This window comes from Yersinia fenwicki, assembly GCF_043099325.1.
Lineage (GTDB): Bacteria > Pseudomonadota > Gammaproteobacteria > Enterobacterales > Enterobacteriaceae > Yersinia.
This window is the reverse complement of sequence record NZ_CP170756.1, coordinates 12,294-31,059: the sequence shown is the minus strand read 5'-3', so window position 1 is coordinate 31,059 and position 18,766 is coordinate 12,294. Positions and strand designations below refer to the sequence as shown.

Sequence of the window (18,766 nt, the reverse complement as noted above, 5' to 3'; positions counted from 1 at the left end):
ATTTTAGAGTAAAAAATTTACATTACCGCCTATGTGTAGCATTATTGTGTATATTCTTAAATTCTACATGTTGAGGTGTTTTTTGTCTGTAAATACTAAACAAATCTATAGAGTGGCTGAGCGATCTGAACACATGCTCACTCTTCTGACCAAACAGATTAAAGAACAAAAGGAAGAGCTGGAAGAAACGACTTATTTCCAGACTTATGCCAAGGCTACTGTTGCCAAATTACCTAAATTGACTCGCGCAAGTGTTGACTATGCTGTCACCGAAATGGAAGAAAAAGGTTACACATTTTTGAAGAAACCGGCAGGTACATCTATAAAATATGCAATGTCACTGCAAAATATTATAGATATTTATCACCATCGTGGTGTTCCTAAATACCGTGATCGCCACGGTGAAGCCTTCACGATTTTTGTTGGTAATTTGAAAGGTGGCGTATCGAAAACAGTTAGTTCGGTTTCACTTGCTCATGGATTACGTGCCCACCCTCACCTACTTTATGAAGATTTAAGAATTCTGGTTATCGACCTTGATCCTCAATCTTCAGCTACAATGTTTCTAAATCACTCTCGTTCTATTGGGGCTGTAGATACAACCTCTGCTCAGGCAATGCTACAGAATGTATCCCGCGAAGAACTTTTGTCTGAATTTGTCATTTCTTCTATTGTGCAGGGTGTTGATGTTATCCCTGCTTCTATTGAAGATGCATTTATTGCATCGCAATGGAAAGAGCTATGTTCCGAACATTTATCTGGACAGAATATCTATACCGTTCTTAAAGAGAATATTATTGATAAACTCAAGAAGGATTATGACTTTATCTTTATCGATAGTGGCCCACATCTCGATGCTTTCCTGAGTAATGCTATTGCTGCATCGAACTTGCTTATGACGCCGATCCCCCCTGCCCAAGTCGATTTCCACTCCACCTTAAAGTATCTCACTCGCCTTCCTGAACTTATTGAGATGATAGAAAAATCAGGGGCTAAGTATCCCCTTCAGGGCAATATAGGATTTATGTCTAAATTGCAGAATAAATCTGACCACAAACTTTGTCATAGCCTGGCCAAAGAGATATTTGGAGGGGATATGTTGGATGTGGCCCTACCACGCCTTGATGGTTTTGAACGATGTGGCGAATCTTTTGATACAGTTATTTCCGCCAACCCCTCGACCTATGTTGGCAGCAGTGAAGCATTAAAAAATGCTCGTGCTGCGGCGGAAGATTTTGCTAAAGCTGTATTCGATCGCATCGAATTTATTCGGATGAACTGAGGTATTCCATGACAAAAAAACGCCTAACCATCGGCCGGACATTTAGTGGTTCCCCTTTGTCCAATGTATCAACTGATAATTATCGCCAGATTTTTACTCTTGCCTCAGGGAAAAAAGCTGTCTTCATGTTTGAAACTATTCCAGCAGAAGATATTGCTGAACGCTCATTTGTATCTCTAGCCACAAATGGTAGAGATCAAGCCGGTGTTACAGAGGAGTCACTTCAGGACATTATCAGGACCATTCGTTTTCAACAATTTTTCCCGGCAATTGGACGTATAATTGACGGAAAAATTGAAATTCTCGACGGGTCACGTCGCAGAGCTGCCGCATTGATTTGCCATGTCGATCTCAATGTGCTGGTTACTCAGGACGATATTGATATGGATGATGCGAGAAAACTCGCCGCTGATATTCAAACTGCAAAAGAACATAATTTACGTGAGATTGGATTAAGGCTTTTACTTCTCCGCGATTCGGGCATGAACCAAAAGGAGATAGCCCAATCGGAACGCCTATCTTCTGCGAAAGTTACTCGAGCTATTCAGGCCGCATCGGTACCTGAGATGATGTTAGAACTTTTCCCTGTTCAATATGAACTAACCTATCCAGATTATAAATTCTTGCTTGATATTGATGAACAATTACGGCTGCGTAGTCTCAAACTAGAAACATTCGTTGATTCGGTTAGGAAGCAAATAGAAAAAATCCCTAATTCTAATGAGCTGGTCTCTGATGAACTGAAAAATGAAATAATAAAGTCGTTTCGACATGTTTTAGACGGTATTTTAGCTAAACCTGAAAAACAGGCTGCTGTTGTTGAAAAATTATGGTACTTTGAAGAAAAAGATAAATACGCTCGAAAACGTATAAAGGGACGCGCTTTTAGCTATGAGTTTAGCCGTTTGCCAAAAGAGTTGCAGGTAGAACTTGACCGACTTATTTTGCACACAATGAAGAAACATTTATCACAGTAATTCTATCAATGAAGTGGCGATTTCAGCCTGAAATCGCCACTGAAATCAGTACTGTAATCTGCTTGATTTTATATCCACTCATGAAAATTCGCCATCAAATAAAATTCATTAATCAATTGTTTTATATTGATATTTTGTTTTTATTTCAGGGTGAAATCGCCAGTAACTCAATGAGGTTAATCTATTGAAAGTAGGCGCGTTAGCTATGGCGAACTTTTATTGGTTCTGTCGCATTAAGGCGTAGTCAGGTAACATGCTGTTTTTTTTACGATGTTGCCTGACCATGTCTCTGATCCAAAAAGCCTTCCATAGCCTGCATTACCCCACTGATGTTATCGCTCAGTGTGTTCGCTGGTATCTCGCTTATGGCCTCAGCCTGCGTAATCTCGAGGAGATGATGGCAGAGCGTGGCGTTATTGTTGATCACTCCACGTTACACCGCTGGGTTATCCGTCTGGTGCCCTTGCTGGATAAGGTATTTCGTCGGCATAAACGCTCAGTAGGTCGTCGGTGGCGAATGGATGAAACCTACATCAAAATCAAAGGTCAGTGGAAATATCTTTACCGCGCGGTGGATACTTCAGGCCAGACCATCGACTTTCTGCTGACCGCCAAACGGGACGCTGCAGCGGCATTACGCTTCTTTCGCAAGGCCATTCGTTATCACGGCGAACCTGATGTGGTCACCATCGATAAAAGTGGAGCCAACACCGCAGCTTTAGCCACGCTCAACGCTGAAAAACCTGATGAGGAAGCGATTACCGTCAGGCAGAGTAAATACCTGAACAACCTGATTGAGCAGGACCACCGAAACATCAAACGACGAATACGGCCGATGCTGGGATTCAAATCATTTCGCCGGGCACAGACGATATTGGCTGGCATTGAGTGTGTGCAGATGATACGTAAAGGGCAGCTTCAGCCTCCCGACGGCGAGGGTTTATCCCCGACGGAACAATTCTATTTGTTGGCTGCCTAAAAAACCGGCAGTGCCACTTTTGCTAACTTCTCTACGCTAATGCGACAGAGCCATATTTTCTCCGCTGACCTCCGTCAACCGGCCTGCCACGTCGTAAACCAGGGTTCTGCCCGTTTCATCTTTAATCATCCGGTCGTTGGTATCATATTCCAGTTTAATCAGCGGCGGATAGGCCGCATGAGTGTGTGTCACTTCTGACAGCTGTGCGGGGTCTGCGGTATTCCGGTAGAGATACACGGCGGTATCTTTACTGCAGTCCGCCAGAGTGGTAGTAACCTCGGTCAGATTATTTATCGCATCATACTGATACTGCTGCCACTTATCCGGTGACGGCAATCATATTCATAGAGCTCATCTTTCAGCACCGTGCTGCTCTGCCGGGTGACACGGCGGCTCAGCAGTCCGTTTTTCAGCCGGTGCATCTCTGTGGTCAGCGTGGCTTCTTTACTGTCTGTGAGTGTCCGGCTGATTTCACGGCTGAAATCGTCATATTCAAACGCCGTGGTCAGTTGTGCGCCGCAGGCTCTGTCCGTCACAGTCTGAACTGACAGACGCTTCAGGGCATCGTAGTTCAGCACAACGTCAAGTGCACTGTCCTGTATTCCGGTAACCCATCCGTATTCATCGCGGGTATAACACGTCTGTGCCCCGGTAATATCCGTATAGCTAAGCGGAGCACTGCCCAGTGTACTAGTATAATCTGCCTGCCGCTTACTGTCCGGGCGGGTAAACTGCTCCTGAATCAGTTTGCCTGACGGTGACCAGGCACAGTCGTATCCGGTATCTGCCTCGCCGGCACTTAACAGGGCACCAGTCAGGTTATCGTAGTCATACGTCTGGTTTATCCCTTCACCGCTCACACAGGATAGAACATTCCTCAGCTCCGGAATATAATCATAGTTCAGTGATTTCCCCGGCGGAAACGTGATTTCAACCGGTACCGGAGAGGTACCTTCGTAGCGGTAGCCGGTCATCCGGCCGCCGCTTATTTCACGGGTTAACCGGCCCAGACTGTCATATTCACGCTGCCCCATGGTCAGCGTTTTCCCGTCAGTCCCAGGGCCGCGTATCTTAATAGCACTGACCTGCCCGTTACCTGAATCAGGGGTATATTCGCGGGTAACCACCGTACCGTCAGCCAGCGTCCTGGAAACTTCTCGGTCAAACAGGTCATAATGGTAGGTGGTAATATTGCCGTCTGTGTCTTTCTCTTCCCGCAGACGGTTCCGTCCGTCATAGATATAACTGTGCTGACCCTGCTCAGCCCCGGAGACATCCGTCATCGTTTCCTGTACCGGCAACCCGGTGATTTTATCCAGCCGGGTGCTGACAGTGCCGCTTTTTACCTGCGCCATTCCTTCCCCGTCCTGTGAATATATGCGGGAAACCTGCCGGAATCTGTCCCGTCAGTAATCCAGTCCTGTCCGGTATCACGCTGTTCCTGACCAAAGGCATCATACTGTACTGAGGCAACATCAAACCATTCGTGTGTATGGTCAGTATCAAGCAGCTGGCGGCGAATTTAACGCCCGGCACCATCAAAGTGAAGCTTTACCTGATTACCGGTATTATCCCGCATGGTAGTAACCGGACCCGCTGTTGTGATTTCATACGTCCATGTAGTGGTGTTTTCATAATCAGTATCGGCATTCTGTGTCCGGGTGAGTATGACAGCGGTTGTGACAAATGTCTCATCATCTTTAGCTTTTGTCAGCAGTTCTGTTTTTCCATCCTTCCAAAAAACGGTATACCCCTTTCTGCTTCCCTGACCATTGGTAAATGCAAAACGAAAATTTTCGAGTTTCTGGTTGCGAACCTCATCGGTACCTGGACTGACCCGGTATTTTTCACCATCACTCAGTTCCAGTAAATTCGTTCTGTTATTAAACTATGTCAGAGTCAGGGTAAAACCGGTGCCGAAACCGCTGTTAATGTTATTCAGCGATGAATAACTCAGAGACAGGAGGAGTTCAGTGCCCAGCTGATGGTTACCGACTAACGATACAACGGGCAGATTAACCATAAACTGGCCTGTGCGCGGATCAACATCAGTGCTTATGGCGCTGATAAAATTTGATGTTTGGGAAGTGAATTTTTCGTTCATAATAAATACTCCGGATATAAATCAATATAATGACTATAAATTAATTACAATAAAGACGAGTTTTGAAACTTAAAAAAACCACTCACAGAATTAAAGTAACCATAATAAAAAAGCAATTTAACATTAATAATTGCCAATACTGATACAGAATTTAAAATCTAAACCCATCATTATCCATACAAACAAAATAAATATAATGGACTGTTCTTATGAAAGAAAACAAACACCCATGGAATTATTATTTTAAATAAAACTGATACTTCACCAGAGCGGTAATATAAGGTTTTTCATCACCTATATCATTTACTTTAACATCTCCATTATATTTTCGAATAAATATCTCACAGCCTAGCCGGGGGCTGTGAAAAAATTATGTCCAAAAATGTTTTTTTGGACATGGTATTATTATTTATTAATTAAATATTTGTGACGCCAAACTGAACTGATACGTTTTTTCCAGTTCTCGTTGTAGGTTTCCTGACAGCTTTGTCCCGGAGATAAGTGGTGTAACATCTGTCCATTGCCAATGTAGACAGCCGCGGGTTGTAGACTGGTTGACGGCAGGTTAAATATCAGTACATCGCCGGATTGAAGAGAAACATCCTCTACTTTGATGAAGCCTTCCGTCGAAGCTTGTACTTCAAAGATATTTGTTCCTGAACCGCCAGAATAAGCCTCTCTAGGGTAATCATTAAGCGCTACGCCTTTTTCTTTTAGCAGATAATCCCTGACCAGTGAGTAGCAGTCGTACTGGCCATAGTTGTATGGGCGATTTTCATATCCAAACTCAGTTTGAGGAATAATGGTCAAACACTGCTGACTCGGACAACAGATAAGCAGGTACGGCAGACCATCACGGTCACTCATTTTCTGGTAGTAGGCTAGGTCATTGCTCAGGGCATCAGGTACACTGCAAATGATGTGGGTAATTTTATGTGAATCCCTGAGTGTCTGCAGAGAGTCAGAATCAATTATTGCTCTTTTTTCTGGGGTCGGAGAAACATTAATACATGGTTTGAAGCTGGAATTATTGTCATCCAGAGACAGCACACCACAAATCATACTAGGAGCGTTATCGGCAATATGCAGAGCAATATCCTCAGAAACACCATAGTTTCCAACATTCTGGACAGTGTGCTCAGATATATCACGTGAGCCGGAATAAAAACCAGAGAGCTCGATATGATCATTCCGATGACTCAGCCTAGGGGAGGCATGATTACCGTACTGGTCGATAATATCAACGTAAGTTTGACCGTAATAGTTTCAGGAAGTCGGAACAGTGCAGACACCATTAACAAAAGTAAAGCAAGCTCCTTGTTGTGTATTTATTGTGTTGGTACAGCGGAATTGGTATTTGCTAAACCTTACGGTGAGCGTCTTGGATATATTATTCTTTCCATAATCCGCAGAACAGTCAAATGATTGACCAATCCCCCCCCAGCAAAGTGGCTTCCGAATAGAGAACCGGACGATTGACTTGCCTTCAGCGATAAAATTTCATGAGACGGTTTACTAATATCCAGATAATAGTTAGTCCAGCGAATATTATATAACTGAGTTCCCTGATCCGATACGGCCTCTATATTGGACACCTCTTGGTTCAGAGAGATATCTCCCTTCGTATACTTGTACGGCTCCAGAGCTTTAGCCGTAATAAAGCCCGGCATTTTGAAAGTAGATGCATTAGAATTAGTACCATTAGGAGTCTGGATACCATTGGCCGTGGTATTAAAGTCTCCAACTTTGGGAATATTGATACCGGCAGCGATAACCTTTCCGTCACTTCGTTTATTACTGTAAAGGTATAATTTCAGGTAATTATACCCATCATCAGAAAAAGGTGTATTGTCGACTTCTGCTCGTGCTGAAGTATATTCTAGTGCACCTACATATTCATTCTTCTGATTGGTGTAATTCTAGTCAGGAGAATCTCCTAACGATACTTTTTCACCAGTATAATAATCGCACAGAAAAATACTGCTGCGCAACTCCTGCTCCGTCATAACCAAAGGTTTCTGATCGGAATCCAGTATCTTTACCCCAACCATAACTTCGACCTGATTACGACCATTTCCGTAAATTGTGGCCGAGTTTAAGGTAGAAGCCGGATAAAAAATCTTCAACGAACTCAGTTTGTCGAAATTGTCATTGTAAGCCATAAAACTAACCTTTTAGATTGATGGTGTGTGCCTGTTGTTAAGGGCAGTAACCTGTTAAGTTATACAAACGGTACCATGTCAGTAGCATTATTTACGGGCTTGCTGCAAATAATGAAAGTCGATGATTTTACTCATTGATGGGTAGAGTTATTAGGCTAAAACTGTCTCAATATTAAAGAGCCTATTCATAAAAGCAGATCTTTCCCGCACTCGATATTCAGGTTCGTCATGGCGTAACCAAATATCAAATTGACCTTTCTTTAGTCGTTCCAATGTTTCAAATCCCTGAAGTGTTGACCAGCCCCAATTTGGCCGTTTGAATCCCCCGGCCGCTCTTACTAATTTTTTGATAGGTGCATGGTCAGACTCGATACGATTATTCAGGTATTTGACTTGCCGCTGCTTTGCAGCACCCCCCTTTTTATGCTAGCTCGGATTTAATAGACAACTCAGAGTCAGTTAAGATGACTTAAGAGAGATATGCCCATGAGCGATAAACGTTATCCTGAAGAATTAAAAATTGAAGCGGTTAAATAGGTTGCTGATCGTGGCCATTGCATTGCAAGTGTCGCCCCCCACCTTCATATCACCACACACAGTCTCTACGCCTGGGTAAAAATGTAAGGCCCTGATTAGATTTCTACGCCGAAATCCCAATTTTTCCGGCGTAGAAATCCTGAATGATTATGATGCACAGACACCACTAAAATCTTGTATTTTTTTAGGCTCGCCATTAAAACCATTATACAAGGAAACATTTATACATTTATACATTTATACATTTATACATTTATACATTTATACATTTATACATTTATACATTTATACATTTATACATTTATACATTTATTATTTACCTCCACTTTTAAATAATTACCTTTAAATAAAGCGCCACTATTGTAATTTTTTACACCCTGCAAAAAACCATAGCTAGATTCACCAGCATTATGTGAATACCCAGAAAATAGTGCCATCACATTATAATCTTTTATCATTTCCTCCAATCTTAACTTTTCCTCTGCATTTGTATTTGTTTTTATATGCTGATAAGCATCATGAAAATTAATTATACTTGCTTTACCGCGTGTATTCGCTTTTCTTAGATCATTCTCCAACCAGTTAATTGATTTTGTGACATGTACAGTTTTATTTGCATAATGATAGAGTTCAACAGCATAAGTAGGATAATTATTCATTTGTACAAAGTGAACATCCCCCATATCCCAAGAGTAGCCAAGGCTTCCTCTCTGTGTATTATCATCATAGTCTGAAGAGAAATAATTCAGAAAAATATTATATGAATCAATCCTATTAATAGGATCAAATACTGCCATACGAGCACATGCATTCATACTAAAATCCCACCCTTCGGTACAATCATTAACATTATTAGCATAATCATGATTACCAAGACCAATAAGTAATGGGAATTTAATATTATCTGTGTATATATTATCGAAACTTTCGCGGGTAGTGCGCCTCCTAAACTCACTAATATTACCGTTAATTATACCAAATAAAAAATAATTTTTTTATTCAATAAGTTAATACTTTCAGATGCTTTTTTATTTATAGACTCCCAATTTTTTTGATCTTTATTCGGATTATTACCTGTAGTATCCAATCTCCATACTTGAGGGTCTGACATTATTAATGTATTGTAATTATTAGGTTTTATTTTTTGGTTTACATATATAGTGAAATCATTGGTATTACACCCATTACAAAAAATATCATACAATTTATGAGGATCATTTACTTCAACATAGTGATGCCTTTTCCCCAATGAGGGTAGTCCCAATGTACCTTGAAAGACGCATTAAAAATTGAGTATTCAACATAACCTTCTGTACCAGAAGTTGGAGTCCCCCTTATGATAAAGGTATCCTTATTATACTTAGGAATAACTGATAATGGATGCTTCACCCATACTCCCCATGGGAGTTTTTTATCTATCACTGATAGACTATATTCAGTATTATCAATAATACTTATCTCTACAGGTGCAGTTGTTCTTGTTCAACCTCCTTATTAATTAGATTATTGTTAGTACATGCAGATAATAAAACAACCAAAAATGGAAAAGTTATAAATACAAATTTCATTTTACTAACTCTTTATTTGATAATTTAAATTAAAATTATTATGGTTAAATAAGAAATTATTTCATTCTAAAAAACAGTGACTAAAGAATCACAATCAAACATACTTAAAGGTAAAGTTATTTATTTACATTTAATGTAATAAATATGTGTGGCATAGTTTAATAACTGAAACCTCCCTTTCTGATAGCGATTTTTCAAACTAAAAAAGTCTCTACATTAAATAATATATTTATAAAAGCAGAACGCTCCGGCACTTCAGGTTCATTACGGTGTAACCAATCATAAAATTGACCATTATTAAGTTTTTACAAGATTTCAAATTCTTGGATTGTTAGCCAAGCACACTTAGCGGATTTGAAATGGTCAGTTGCTACAACCTATTTTTTAATCAGTGTGTGATTGAGGTTCCGCCCCAACTAACATTCAGTTAACATAGTTCTACTTTAATAAATGTGAGAATTTTTATAAAGGAATATATTAACCTTAACTACAAGATTTCCATATGTGTTAGTACCGATGTAAAAATGACCCACATGCCAATGTAAAACTGACTCACCTTGGGCAAAAATGGCAGCTTTGGAGCTGCCGATGTTGACATTGGAGTTACGCGCGGAGATTGCAGTTCTTGTACGTCAGGGCGTGTCTATTCGAGGTATTGCACGACAGTTTTCTTGTTCGCGGTAGACCGTCCGCCGCTATATTCGCATGCAGGAGCCGCCGGCTAAAGCCCGTTATTCTGCTCGTCTTCCCCGCCCCAGGAAGCTGGATCCGTTTAAGCCCTATATCCTTGAGCGGGTTGAGGCTGCAAGGCCCCACTGGATACCGGCACCGTTGAACGCCATTTCGGTTATCTGCTCTTTGACACCCGGCTTACGGGCTTCATAGGTGTAGGTGAGCAGAAACACGCGGTGGCAGTCACGGCAGCGAAATCTGTCATGGCCTTTAGGGTTCTGACCGTGGCGGTAAACTTGAGCAGACTGACAACGGGGGCAATGAACCTTAACGCTGACCATGAGAGAACCTCAAAAGCGAGTATTATACATCAAGTTCAACCAATTGTAATCATCACCAAATCAGTGTAGACATGCATAATCTATAAAATTAATATTTAAGAGATGTAACTTATCGACCCAATTTAAAATAGACGATATTAATTACATTTAGTTGCATTATATTTTAACGCGGTAGTTATTAAGGATATTTTTTATGTTTTTTTCGAAGCGATTGGTACAACTTATAGCGCTATCTGAAAATGAATCTCTAAGCGGAGCTGCAGAGGCTATAAATATCACTCCATCTGCTATATCACAAGGATTAACATCCTTAGAAAAGGAATTTGGGAGAAGATTACTTATAAAAAAAAACAAAATACATTTGTCTAATTATGGGTTAGATTTAGTAAGGAAAATACATCCTCATTATAAAGCAATTAATGAAATAGTACTTGAATTTTCAGAAAAAACCACCATTAACAAAAAAGTACTTACTGATGGATTCCCATTTACTAACGTTTATTCAACCTTGAATAAGCATGGAATTAAAACTAATATTGAAAATTTAGATATCACCTGTGATATATCCCACGATATATTGCATGATATAAAAAACAAGCATTACGATATAATTATATCGCCCAATAATATTGATGTTATAAACACTAATGTAAAAAAAATAAATTTAGCATCAGAAAAAATAGGAATTGCAATCCACGAGGCATTACTTTCTAAAAATATAAGCATTGAAAGCGTAATGAATAAAAAACCTCTTATTCATACTGATAACTCTCTTAACCATGTACTCATGATAAATCTATTAAAAAAACTAAAAAAAAATGGAGTGTTCTGTAAAACAATATCAATTAACGAGATTGAATTGTTTCATTTTTTAAAAAATAAAATTGGCTATTCTTTCGTTAGCGAGGAATTCTTTAATAAGTTCTCGGGTTCTAATTCTGGTCTAATATTCTTACATAGTAAATTCAATCTCTACCTAAATAGGAAGATATACTTCTTGAATTATTAAAATAATTTAATTAGATAGTTAATTTTAGCGTTATTTTTTATTTGAAAAGCTGTAATGTATATAATTAGCAAAGCAAGTAGGAGTGTGGATAGAGAGAGGCTAGAATATGCATATTGGGGGTTTGAGGGCCAATGGAACGAAAAGGCTCTGTCGCATTAGCGTAGAGAAGTTAGCAAAAGTGGCACTGCCGGTTTTTTAGGCAGCCAACAAATAGAATTGTTCCGTCGGGGATAAACCCTCGCCGTCGGGAGGCTGAAGCTGCCCTTTACGTATCATCTGCACACACTCAATGGTTCTGTCGCATTAAGGCGTAGTCAGGTAACATGCTGTTTTTTTTACGATGTTGCCTGACCATGTCTCTGATCCAAAAAGCCTTCCATAGCCTGCATTACCCCACTGATGTTATCGCTCAGTGTGTTCGCTGGTATCTCGCTTATGGCCTCAGCCTGCGTAATCTCGAGGAGATGATGGCAGAGCGTGGCGTTATTGTTGATCACTCCACGTTACACCGCTGGGTTATCCGTCTGGTGCCCTTGCTGGATAAGGTATTTCGTCGGCATAAACGCTCAGTAGGTCGTCGGTGGCGAATGGATGAAACCTACATCAAAATCAAAGGTCAGTGGAAATATCTTTACCGCGCGGTGGATACTTCAGGCCAGACCATCGACTTTCTGCTGACCGCCAAACGGGACGCTGCAGCGGCATTACGCTTCTTTCGCAAGGCCATTCGTTATCACGGCGAACCTGATGTGGTCACCATCGATAAAAGTGGAGCCAACACCGCAGCTTTAGCCACGCTCAACGCTGAAAAACCTGATGAGGAAGCGATTACCGTCAGGCAGAGTAAATACCTGAACAACCTGATTGAGCAGGACCACCGAAACATCAAACGACGAATACGGCCGATGCTGGGATTCAAATCATTTCGCCGGGCACAGACGATATTGGCTGGCATTGAGTGTGTGCAGATGATACGTAAAGGGCAGCTTCAGCCTCCCGACGGCGAGGGTTTATCCCCGACGGAACAATTCTATTTGTTGGCTGCCTAAAAAACCGGCAGTGCCACTTTTGCTAACTTCTCTACGCTAATGCGACAGAGCCGGTAAGATCGACGCCTCCCAGAGCCAAGCACATTACGACCCAAAAATGACCTCTTTAATGAGATGTACATCATAGTAAGAGTAGATAAAAAAAATAAAAAAATATTTAATATCATTAAGTTACAGTAATTCTACAAACACTAACTATTACAACTTAAAAAATTAATTTTTTTTTGATATATATTAGAAATACTTTAGATTCTGGGGTGTAGAAGAATAAAATACTTACTAACCTTCTCCACTATGACGCTGATATCCTATGAAATTGGGATTTATAGTGAGGTATATAAATTAAGAAGTAAAACGTATGAGATTATAAATAATGCATTTATTTATTATAAATAAATTACTTATTATTTTACCATTAGAAGGAGTCAACTTTACATTTATATAGAGTTAATAATTAAGAATGTATATTTAAATATTTTTTATTCCTACCTCTTCTGACGCCAAGCAGTTGGGGTAGCATTAAACATGCTAATAATAAGACTTCTGAATTTTAAAGGTAATAATCACAGGAGTCAATTTCTGTTATTTTTTAGAAAATTTAAATATTAATTAAAATACGCATAGACATGAGCAGTCTAAAAAATTGATAATTAATTGATGTAACTTCGCGGTCCAATTAAAAACCGCAAATATTAATTATATTTAGTTACATTTGTATATTGATATGGCAGCTATTGAGGATATTATATTATGTTTTTTTCGAAGCAATTAACACAACTTATAGCATTATCTGAAAATGAATCCCTAAGCAAAGCCGCAGAGGCTATAAATGTCACTCCATCTGCTATATCACAAGGATTGACATCCTTAGAAAAGGAGTTAGGAAAAAGGTTACTTGTAAAAAAAAAACAAAATACACTTATCTAATGATGGGTTAGATTTAGTAAGGAAAGTACATCCTCATTATAAAGCGATTAATGAAATAGCACTTGAATTTTCAGAAAAAAACACATGTAAGAAAAAAGTACTTACCGATGGGTTCCCATTTACTAACGTTTATTCAACGCTGAACAAATATGGTATTAAAGCTGACATTGAAACTTTAGATATCACATGTGATATATCTCACGACATATTGCATGATATAAAAAACAAGCATTACGATATAATCATTTCACCAAATAACATTGATGTTATAAACACCAGTGTAAAAAAAATAAATTTAGCATCAGAAAAAATAGGATTTGTAATTCATAGAGATTTACTTTCTTTAAATATCAAAATTGAAGCCATAATGAATAAAAAACCGCTTATTCATACTGACGTTTCTTTTAATCATGTACTTATGAAGAATCTACTGAAAAAATTAAAAAAAAATGGAGTCATCTGTAAAACAATATCAATCAACGAGATTGAATTATTTCATTTTCTAAAGAATAAAATCGGCTATTCTTTCGTTAGCGAGGAGTTTTTTAATAAATTTTCTGGTTCTAATTCCGATCTAATATTTTTACATAATAAATTCAACATCTACCTAAACAGGAAGATATATTTCTTAAATTATTGAAATTATTTCATTTAAAGATTAAAGAAAGAATAGATGTAGAAAAAAAGAAACCATAAAATATATCACGTGAGACTTGCAATGCTAATTATATTTATGTATAAATTTTTTTGCTTCTTTAGATAAGAAAAAATTATATAGACTAAAAAGTAGTTAGCTGTAATCTTTATCTTTTTTCGAATAAGAAGGAGAGACATCAGCTATAGTAAAATGGAAAACCGCTGACAGTAAATAGCGCAGAGAAGGTTAGTTCAGTGGTTTTTCTGGGTAACTCATAGGGGTTCAGTCGTACCAACGTAAGCACCATATGATGATCTCGGGTGCAACATGTTTCCATTTGAAATAGCCAGGGGCCATGTGGGTTTGTCCACTCCCCCTAAAATGAGACAGCTATAGTTAGATTTTCTGCCTTTACCTTTGCAGAGGTCAAAATGGAAAAAGCACGTTTTACTGAAACTCAGATCGTTAATATCCTGAAACTGACTGATTCAGGTATAAAAGTTGAAGACATTTACCGTCAGAACGGAATTAGCAGAGCCACCTACTATAATTGGAAATCTAAGTATGGAGGGATGGAAGCTAATGATCTTAAACGATTAAAAGAGCTTGAAGAGGAAAATACTCGTCTCAAAAAATTGTTTGCTGAAGTCAGTCTTGAAAATTATGCCATGAAGGAGCTTTTTGCAAAAAAAATGGTTGGTAATAACCGAGAAAAAGTCCTGTGCCGAATTATTAACGGCTTCAGGCCTGCCGGTTATTACAGCGTGCAAACTGACCTCTTTATCACGGGCCTCTTTTTATCGGCGTGGTACTGACTGGCGAGAAAAAGATAAGGTCGTTCTCGATGCCATTCAGGTTGTGTTGACTTAGTCACCTCAGGCTGGTTTCTGGAAATGCTATTATCGTCTCAGATTTAAGGGGGTTATCTTCAACCATAAACGTGTTTATCGTGTGTATTGCCGGTTAGGTTTAAACCTTAAACGCAGGATCAAAAAACGCTGCCAAAGCTTGATAATAAGCCGCTATCAGTTGTAAATCTGCCTGATGTTCAGTGGGCACTGGACTTTATGCATGATGCTCTTTACTGCGGTAAGCGGTTCAGAACACTAAATATTATTGACGAAGGAACGCGTGAATGTCTGGCGATTGAGGTCGATACTTCTTTGCCGACAGACCGCGTTATTCGTATACTTGAACGACTGAAAAAAGAACGTGGGTTACCTCAGCAACCCAGAGTTGATAATGGCCCAGAACTGATGTAAGTTAACTTATTGAATTACTGCGAATATAATCACATTTCACTGTGCCATATTCAGCCGGGTAAACCACAACAAAACAGATTTATTGAGCGTTTTAATGGCTCATTTCGCCGGAAATTTTTGAATGCTTACTTGTTTGAATCATTAAGCCAAGTCAGAGAAATGGCCTGGTTCTGGCAACAGGATTATAACCTGAATCGTACGCATGAAAGTCTGGGGCCTCTCCCCCCGGAGACATACCGAAAACAGCTAGAAAACTCTAATCAGTACTGTCTCAGATAAAGGGGAGTGGACAAACCCACATGGCCCCTGGCTATTTCAAATGGAAACATGTTGCACCCAAGATCATCCTATGGTGCTTACGTTGGTATGGCTCCACACCACTCAGTTATGCCAACATCAGTGATATACTGGCCGAACGCGGCATTTCGGTGCACCGCACCACCATTTATCGTTGATTTATCCAATATGCCCCACTGCTACGTAAAAAACTCAAAAAATATCAATTTATTCGTGCCGTCTCATCATGGCAACTTGATGAAACCTATATCAAAGTTAACGGTAAATGGTTTTACCTTTACCAGGCAATTGATAAACACGGCGATACGCTGGATATCTATTTTTCCCCGAAACGTAACCGACATGCCGCCTATGAATTTCTCAAACGGGTATTAAAACCTTTCTCCGCTGAGCGGCAGCCTGAAATACTCAATACTGACAAACATGCCGCTTATGGTTATGCCATTGCCCGTTTAATTAAAGAAGGCAAACTCCGTAACGATGTGAAACAACGGCAAATCAAAACCTTCAACAATCGTATTGAATCCGATCACATGCCGATTAAAAAATTAATTGTCGCCACGGGCGGTTTCAAATCTGCGAAAGGGGCCTGGTCAACCATCCAGGGGTTTGAAACCTTGCGAAAACTGAACAAAGGTCAATTTGATGATTGGCTACGCCATTATGAACCCGCGTTTCGGGTGCAAGAGCGATCCGCCTTTATCAATCGATTATTCAATGTCGAGACTATTTTTGTATGAAACATTTATCACTGTTGAGTAAAAAGCACTCTCGGCGATTATTTGCAACAGTCCCAGTTCGGCGGCCAATGCAACTTCAGTAAGTTGCTTAATCAATGGGGTCAGGATACCGTCTTTACCCGTCAGAGCCTGTCCTTCCTAAATTGCTTTCAGAGCTTTGTCTGAAGTGGCACACTAAATTTGGCCACCTGAATAGAGGTGATATCATCGCCTCATAGTCAAAACAGGTGACATAATGACCAGAAGTAATAGACGTAATTTCAGCCCAGAGTTCAAACTTGAAGCCGCACAGTTGGTCCTCGATCAGCATTACACCGTTTCCGCTGCTGCCACGGCAATGAATGTCGGTAAGTCCACCATGGATAAATGGGTCCGTCAGCTTAAAGAAGAACGCATCGGTAAATCCCCAAAAGCCTCACCGATAACGCCTGAACAGATAGAGATCCGCGAGCTAAAGAAACGACTTCAACGTATTGAAATGGAAAACGATATTTTAAAAAAGGCTACCGCGCTCTTGATGTCGGACTCCCTGAACAATTCTCGCTAGTTGAGAAACTCAGGACGCGGTTTTCTGTTTCCACTGTTTGCAAGGTGTTCGGGATCCATCGCAGCAGCTATCGATACTGGTTCAATCGGCCACGTTTACCTGATGCGGAGCGTGTCCTTTTACTGGGGTTGATCCGTGAAGTTCACCACGCCAGTCAAGGTTCCGCAGGGGCGCGAAGTATTGCCGATATGGTCAGCGCAAAGGGAATGCCTTTAGGTCGTTGGCGGGCAGCTAAGCTAATGAAAGAACTGAATATCGTCAGTTGCCAACAACCCGCGCATCGCTACAAAAAGGCCACCAAAGAGCATGTAGATATCCCGAATCATCTGGAGCGTCAGTTCGCGGTGACCGAGCCTAATCAGGTATGGTGCGGTGATGTGACGTATCTCTGGACGGGTAAACGGTGGGCTTATCTGGCGGTGGTTTTGGATTTATTCTCCCGCAAACCAGTCGGCTGGGCGATGTCGTTTTCACCTGACAGTGCGCTGACGGGAAAGGCATTAACGATGGCCTGGGAATCAAGAGGTAAACCCGCGGGTATTATGTTCCATTCAGATCAGGGCAGTCACTATACCAGCAGGAAATTCAGACAGTTACTGTGGCGATATCGTATAAAGCAAAGCATGAGCCGGCGGGGAAATTGTTGGGATAATAGTCCAATGGAACGCTTTTTCCGAAGCCTGAAATCAGAATGGGTACCGAAAAGTGGTTACGCTAATTTTAGCGACGCAAACATAGCGATAACGAGTTATATCATTGGCTATTACAGCCGGCTCAGACCCCACCAATATAACGGTGGATTAACACCCAATGAATCAGAAAGATTGTTTTGGGAAAGCTCTAAAGCCGTGGCCAATTTTTGTTGACCACTTCAACTGTTCATCAGATATCACCGGATTAAATACATGATCTAAGCAGCGGGCAACTCTAATAATGTGTTGTTTGTTGCAAGATATTTTAAAATCTTAATCTATGTATCATAATTATTCATTGATAAATAATATGGTGGCTTATTAACATAAGTTATATTAATATCATTTATTGTTATATATCATGGTGATGAGTGTGATAGCGCGATGAGATAATGGGTTGTAGAGATCGAAAAATTATTATTAGATAGTTTACAGTTATATATTTTGGATATATCGATCGTTTATATCTATTTTGCATTTTCCCAGTTTTACCATTAGTATTTAGGCCTAAATCTACTTTGTGGAAATTTATTTATTAATAATCTGGTGTGCAAATGGAATATAATACATCGAATATCAACTCTCGCATTGGTAAATTTGTTCGTCAAAATAGAGCATCAATAGGGATGAGCAGTAAATCATTGGCCGCAAAATTAAACATTAGTCAGCAACATATTTCTCGATTTGAACTGGGTCAATGTGCTTTTACGCTGGAGTTTATCTTACGTTTATTAAATGTTTTTGAAAAAAGTTTGTGTGATTTAATTTATGAAGTTTTTTATGAAGATGTGCGTTTTTTTTGTGAAAATCAATGTATTTTAGATGAAAAATACATGTAATCTTGTAATAAATAGAGCGCTGTAAAGATGATAAGATATGGCATGATTTATTAGATATTCCATAGGGATTATCGATATTCTTATTGGGCTAAGTGTTACGTGTAACAATAGTAGTCAACATATTGAATACTTTATCCGTTTTTTG

General features: G+C 39.7%; 15 protein-coding genes and 7 pseudogenes. 13 read left to right on the top strand and 9 right to left on the bottom strand.

Annotation, left to right across the window (positions count from 1 at the left end; all coding sequences use genetic code 11):
* The first annotated feature begins 67 nt into the window (after positions 1–67).
* The 3 genes from ACF3VQ_RS21640 to ACF3VQ_RS21630 all read left to right on the top strand — a co-directional run bounded on the left by ACF3VQ_RS21640 (position 68) and on the right by ACF3VQ_RS21630 (position 3,238).
* Positions 68–1,282 (top strand): AAA family ATPase, encoded by a 1,215-nt coding sequence (locus ACF3VQ_RS21640; RefSeq protein WP_392435890.1) that lies wholly within the window; start codon positions 68–70, stop codon positions 1,280–1,282.
* Between the two features lie 8 nt (positions 1,283–1,290).
* Complete coding sequence (locus ACF3VQ_RS21635) at positions 1,291–2,259, top strand: ParB family protein (protein ID WP_392435887.1); 969 nt, start codon at positions 1,291–1,293, stop codon at positions 2,257–2,259.
* Between the two features lie 283 nt (positions 2,260–2,542).
* Positions 2,543–3,238, top strand: coding sequence for an IS6 family transposase (locus tag ACF3VQ_RS21630; RefSeq protein WP_392435870.1), 696 nt, complete (start codon positions 2,543–2,545; stop codon positions 3,236–3,238).
* 36 nt (positions 3,239–3,274) lie between these two features.
* Here the strand turns inward: ACF3VQ_RS21630 and ACF3VQ_RS21625 are convergent, their stop codons facing one another.
* The gene (locus tag ACF3VQ_RS21625) at positions 3,275–3,574 is read right to left on the bottom strand and encodes a hypothetical protein (RefSeq protein WP_392435885.1); all 300 of its coding nucleotides are present in this window, start codon (positions 3,572–3,574) and stop codon (positions 3,275–3,277) included.
* On the bottom strand, positions 3,529–4,593 hold the full coding sequence (locus ACF3VQ_RS21620; protein ID WP_392435883.1) for a hypothetical protein: 1,065 nt from the start codon (positions 4,591–4,593) through the stop codon (positions 3,529–3,531). Before ACF3VQ_RS21620 ends, ACF3VQ_RS21625 begins: the two co-directional genes overlap by 46 nt.
* A gap of 137 nt (positions 4,594–4,730) precedes the next feature.
* On the opposite strand from ACF3VQ_RS21620, the gene ACF3VQ_RS21615 reads away from it, so the two are divergent.
* On the top strand, positions 4,731–5,108 hold the full coding sequence (locus tag ACF3VQ_RS21615) for a hypothetical protein (protein WP_392435880.1): 378 nt from the start codon (positions 4,731–4,733) through the stop codon (positions 5,106–5,108).
* An 18-nt stretch (positions 5,109–5,126) separates the two neighbouring features.
* Here ACF3VQ_RS21615 and ACF3VQ_RS21610 read toward each other — a convergent pair whose 3' ends face one another.
* The 4 genes and pseudogenes from ACF3VQ_RS21610 to ACF3VQ_RS21595 form a co-directional block, all read right to left on the bottom strand.
* Positions 5,127–5,342, bottom strand: coding sequence for a hypothetical protein (locus ACF3VQ_RS21610; protein ID WP_392435879.1), 216 nt, complete (start codon positions 5,340–5,342; stop codon positions 5,127–5,129).
* A gap of 405 nt (positions 5,343–5,747) precedes the next feature.
* Positions 5,748–6,392: an NlpC/P60 family protein gene (locus ACF3VQ_RS21605; protein WP_392435877.1), complete on the bottom strand. Its 645-nt coding sequence runs from the start codon at positions 6,390–6,392 to the stop codon at positions 5,748–5,750.
* Between the two features lie 869 nt (positions 6,393–7,261).
* Complete coding sequence (locus ACF3VQ_RS21600) at positions 7,262–7,504, bottom strand: hypothetical protein (protein ID WP_392435875.1); 243 nt, start codon at positions 7,502–7,504, stop codon at positions 7,262–7,264.
* Positions 7,505–7,654: 150 nt separating this feature from the next.
* Positions 7,655–7,909 (bottom strand): annotated as a pseudogene (locus ACF3VQ_RS21595) (DDE-type integrase/transposase/recombinase); the annotation flags it as partial.
* 81 nt (positions 7,910–7,990) lie between these two features.
* Here ACF3VQ_RS21595 and ACF3VQ_RS21590 point away from each other — a divergent pair.
* Positions 7,991–8,122 (top strand): annotated as a pseudogene (locus ACF3VQ_RS21590) (transposase); the annotation flags it as partial.
* 212 nt (positions 8,123–8,334) lie between these two features.
* On the opposite strand, the gene ACF3VQ_RS21585 reads toward ACF3VQ_RS21590, so the two are convergent.
* Positions 8,335–8,856: a hypothetical protein gene (locus ACF3VQ_RS21585; RefSeq protein WP_392435874.1), complete on the bottom strand. Its 522-nt coding sequence runs from the start codon at positions 8,854–8,856 to the stop codon at positions 8,335–8,337.
* Between the two features lie 1,341 nt (positions 8,857–10,197).
* Here ACF3VQ_RS21585 and ACF3VQ_RS21580 point away from each other — a divergent pair.
* Positions 10,198–10,437: pseudogene (locus ACF3VQ_RS21580) on the top strand (helix-turn-helix domain-containing protein); the annotation flags it as partial.
* On the opposite strand, the pseudogene ACF3VQ_RS21575 reads toward ACF3VQ_RS21580, so the two are convergent.
* Positions 10,425–10,622: pseudogene (locus ACF3VQ_RS21575) on the bottom strand (IS1 family transposase); the annotation flags it as partial. The pseudogenes ACF3VQ_RS21580 and ACF3VQ_RS21575 sit on opposite strands and share 13 nt — an antisense overlap.
* 193 nt (positions 10,623–10,815) lie before the next feature.
* Here ACF3VQ_RS21575 and ACF3VQ_RS21570 point away from each other — a divergent pair.
* The gene (locus tag ACF3VQ_RS21570; RefSeq protein ID WP_392435871.1) at positions 10,816–11,631 is read left to right on the top strand and encodes a LysR family transcriptional regulator; all 816 of its coding nucleotides are present in this window, start codon (positions 10,816–10,818) and stop codon (positions 11,629–11,631) included.
* A gap of 195 nt (positions 11,632–11,826) precedes the next feature.
* On the opposite strand, the pseudogene ACF3VQ_RS21565 reads toward ACF3VQ_RS21570, so the two are convergent.
* A pseudogene (locus ACF3VQ_RS21565) lies at positions 11,827–11,922 on the bottom strand (IS6 family transposase); the annotation flags it as partial.
* A gap of 62 nt (positions 11,923–11,984) precedes the next feature.
* On the opposite strand from ACF3VQ_RS21565, the gene ACF3VQ_RS21560 reads away from it, so the two are divergent.
* From ACF3VQ_RS21560 to ACF3VQ_RS21535, 6 genes and pseudogenes are all read left to right on the top strand, one after another.
* Positions 11,985–12,680 carry an IS6 family transposase gene (locus ACF3VQ_RS21560; protein WP_392435870.1) on the top strand — a complete coding sequence of 232 codons (696 nt, stop codon included), beginning with the start codon at positions 11,985–11,987 and terminating at the stop codon, positions 12,678–12,680.
* Between the two features lie 750 nt (positions 12,681–13,430).
* Positions 13,431–13,607 (top strand): LysR family transcriptional regulator, encoded by a 177-nt coding sequence (locus tag ACF3VQ_RS21555; protein WP_392435867.1) that lies wholly within the window; start codon positions 13,431–13,433, stop codon positions 13,605–13,607.
* A 1,068-nt stretch (positions 13,608–14,675) separates the two neighbouring features.
* Positions 14,676–15,785, top strand: a pseudogene (locus ACF3VQ_RS21550) (IS3 family transposase).
* A gap of 20 nt (positions 15,786–15,805) precedes the next feature.
* A pseudogene (locus tag ACF3VQ_RS21545) lies at positions 15,806–16,543 on the top strand (IS6 family transposase).
* Between the two features lie 235 nt (positions 16,544–16,778).
* Positions 16,779–17,956 (top strand): IS3 family transposase gene (locus ACF3VQ_RS21540; RefSeq protein ID WP_392432225.1). Its coding sequence is split into 2 segments (ribosomal slippage): positions 16,779–17,037 and positions 17,037–17,956, totalling 1,179 coding nucleotides; the frame shifts between segments, so codons are not numbered across the junction.
* 380 nt (positions 17,957–18,336) lie between these two features.
* Positions 18,337–18,621, top strand: coding sequence for a helix-turn-helix domain-containing protein (locus ACF3VQ_RS21535; RefSeq protein ID WP_392435866.1), 285 nt, complete (start codon positions 18,337–18,339; stop codon positions 18,619–18,621).
* The last annotated feature ends 145 nt before the right edge of the window (positions 18,622–18,766 follow it).

Bases quoted from the DNA above. Each gene is read 5' to 3' on its own strand.
- ACF3VQ_RS21640 (WP_392435890.1), top strand. From the start codon at position 68: ATGTTGAGGTGTTTTTTGTCTGTAAATACTAAACAAATCTATAGAGTG.
- ACF3VQ_RS21635 (WP_392435887.1), top strand. From the start codon at position 1,291: ATGACAAAAAAACGCCTAACCATCGGCCGGACATTTAGTGGTTCCCCT.
- ACF3VQ_RS21630 (WP_392435870.1), top strand. From the start codon at position 2,543: ATGTCTCTGATCCAAAAAGCCTTCCATAGCCTGCATTACCCCACTGAT.
- ACF3VQ_RS21620 (WP_392435883.1), bottom strand. From the start codon at position 4,593: ATGGCGCAGGTAAAAAGCGGCACTGTCAGCACCCGGCTGGATAAAATC.
- ACF3VQ_RS21615 (WP_392435880.1), top strand. From the start codon at position 4,731: ATGGTCAGTATCAAGCAGCTGGCGGCGAATTTAACGCCCGGCACCATC.
- ACF3VQ_RS21610 (WP_392435879.1), bottom strand. From the start codon at position 5,342: ATGAACGAAAAATTCACTTCCCAAACATCAAATTTTATCAGCGCCATA.
- ACF3VQ_RS21600 (WP_392435875.1), bottom strand. From the start codon at position 7,504: ATGGCTTACAATGACAATTTCGACAAACTGAGTTCGTTGAAGATTTTT.
- ACF3VQ_RS21585 (WP_392435874.1), bottom strand. From the start codon at position 8,856: ATGAATGCATGTGCTCGTATGGCAGTATTTGATCCTATTAATAGGATT.
- ACF3VQ_RS21570 (WP_392435871.1), top strand. From the start codon at position 10,816: ATGTTTTTTTCGAAGCGATTGGTACAACTTATAGCGCTATCTGAAAAT.
- ACF3VQ_RS21560 (WP_392435870.1), top strand. From the start codon at position 11,985: ATGTCTCTGATCCAAAAAGCCTTCCATAGCCTGCATTACCCCACTGAT.
- ACF3VQ_RS21555 (WP_392435867.1), top strand. From the start codon at position 13,431: ATGTTTTTTTCGAAGCAATTAACACAACTTATAGCATTATCTGAAAAT.
- ACF3VQ_RS21535 (WP_392435866.1), top strand. From the start codon at position 18,337: ATGGAATATAATACATCGAATATCAACTCTCGCATTGGTAAATTTGTT.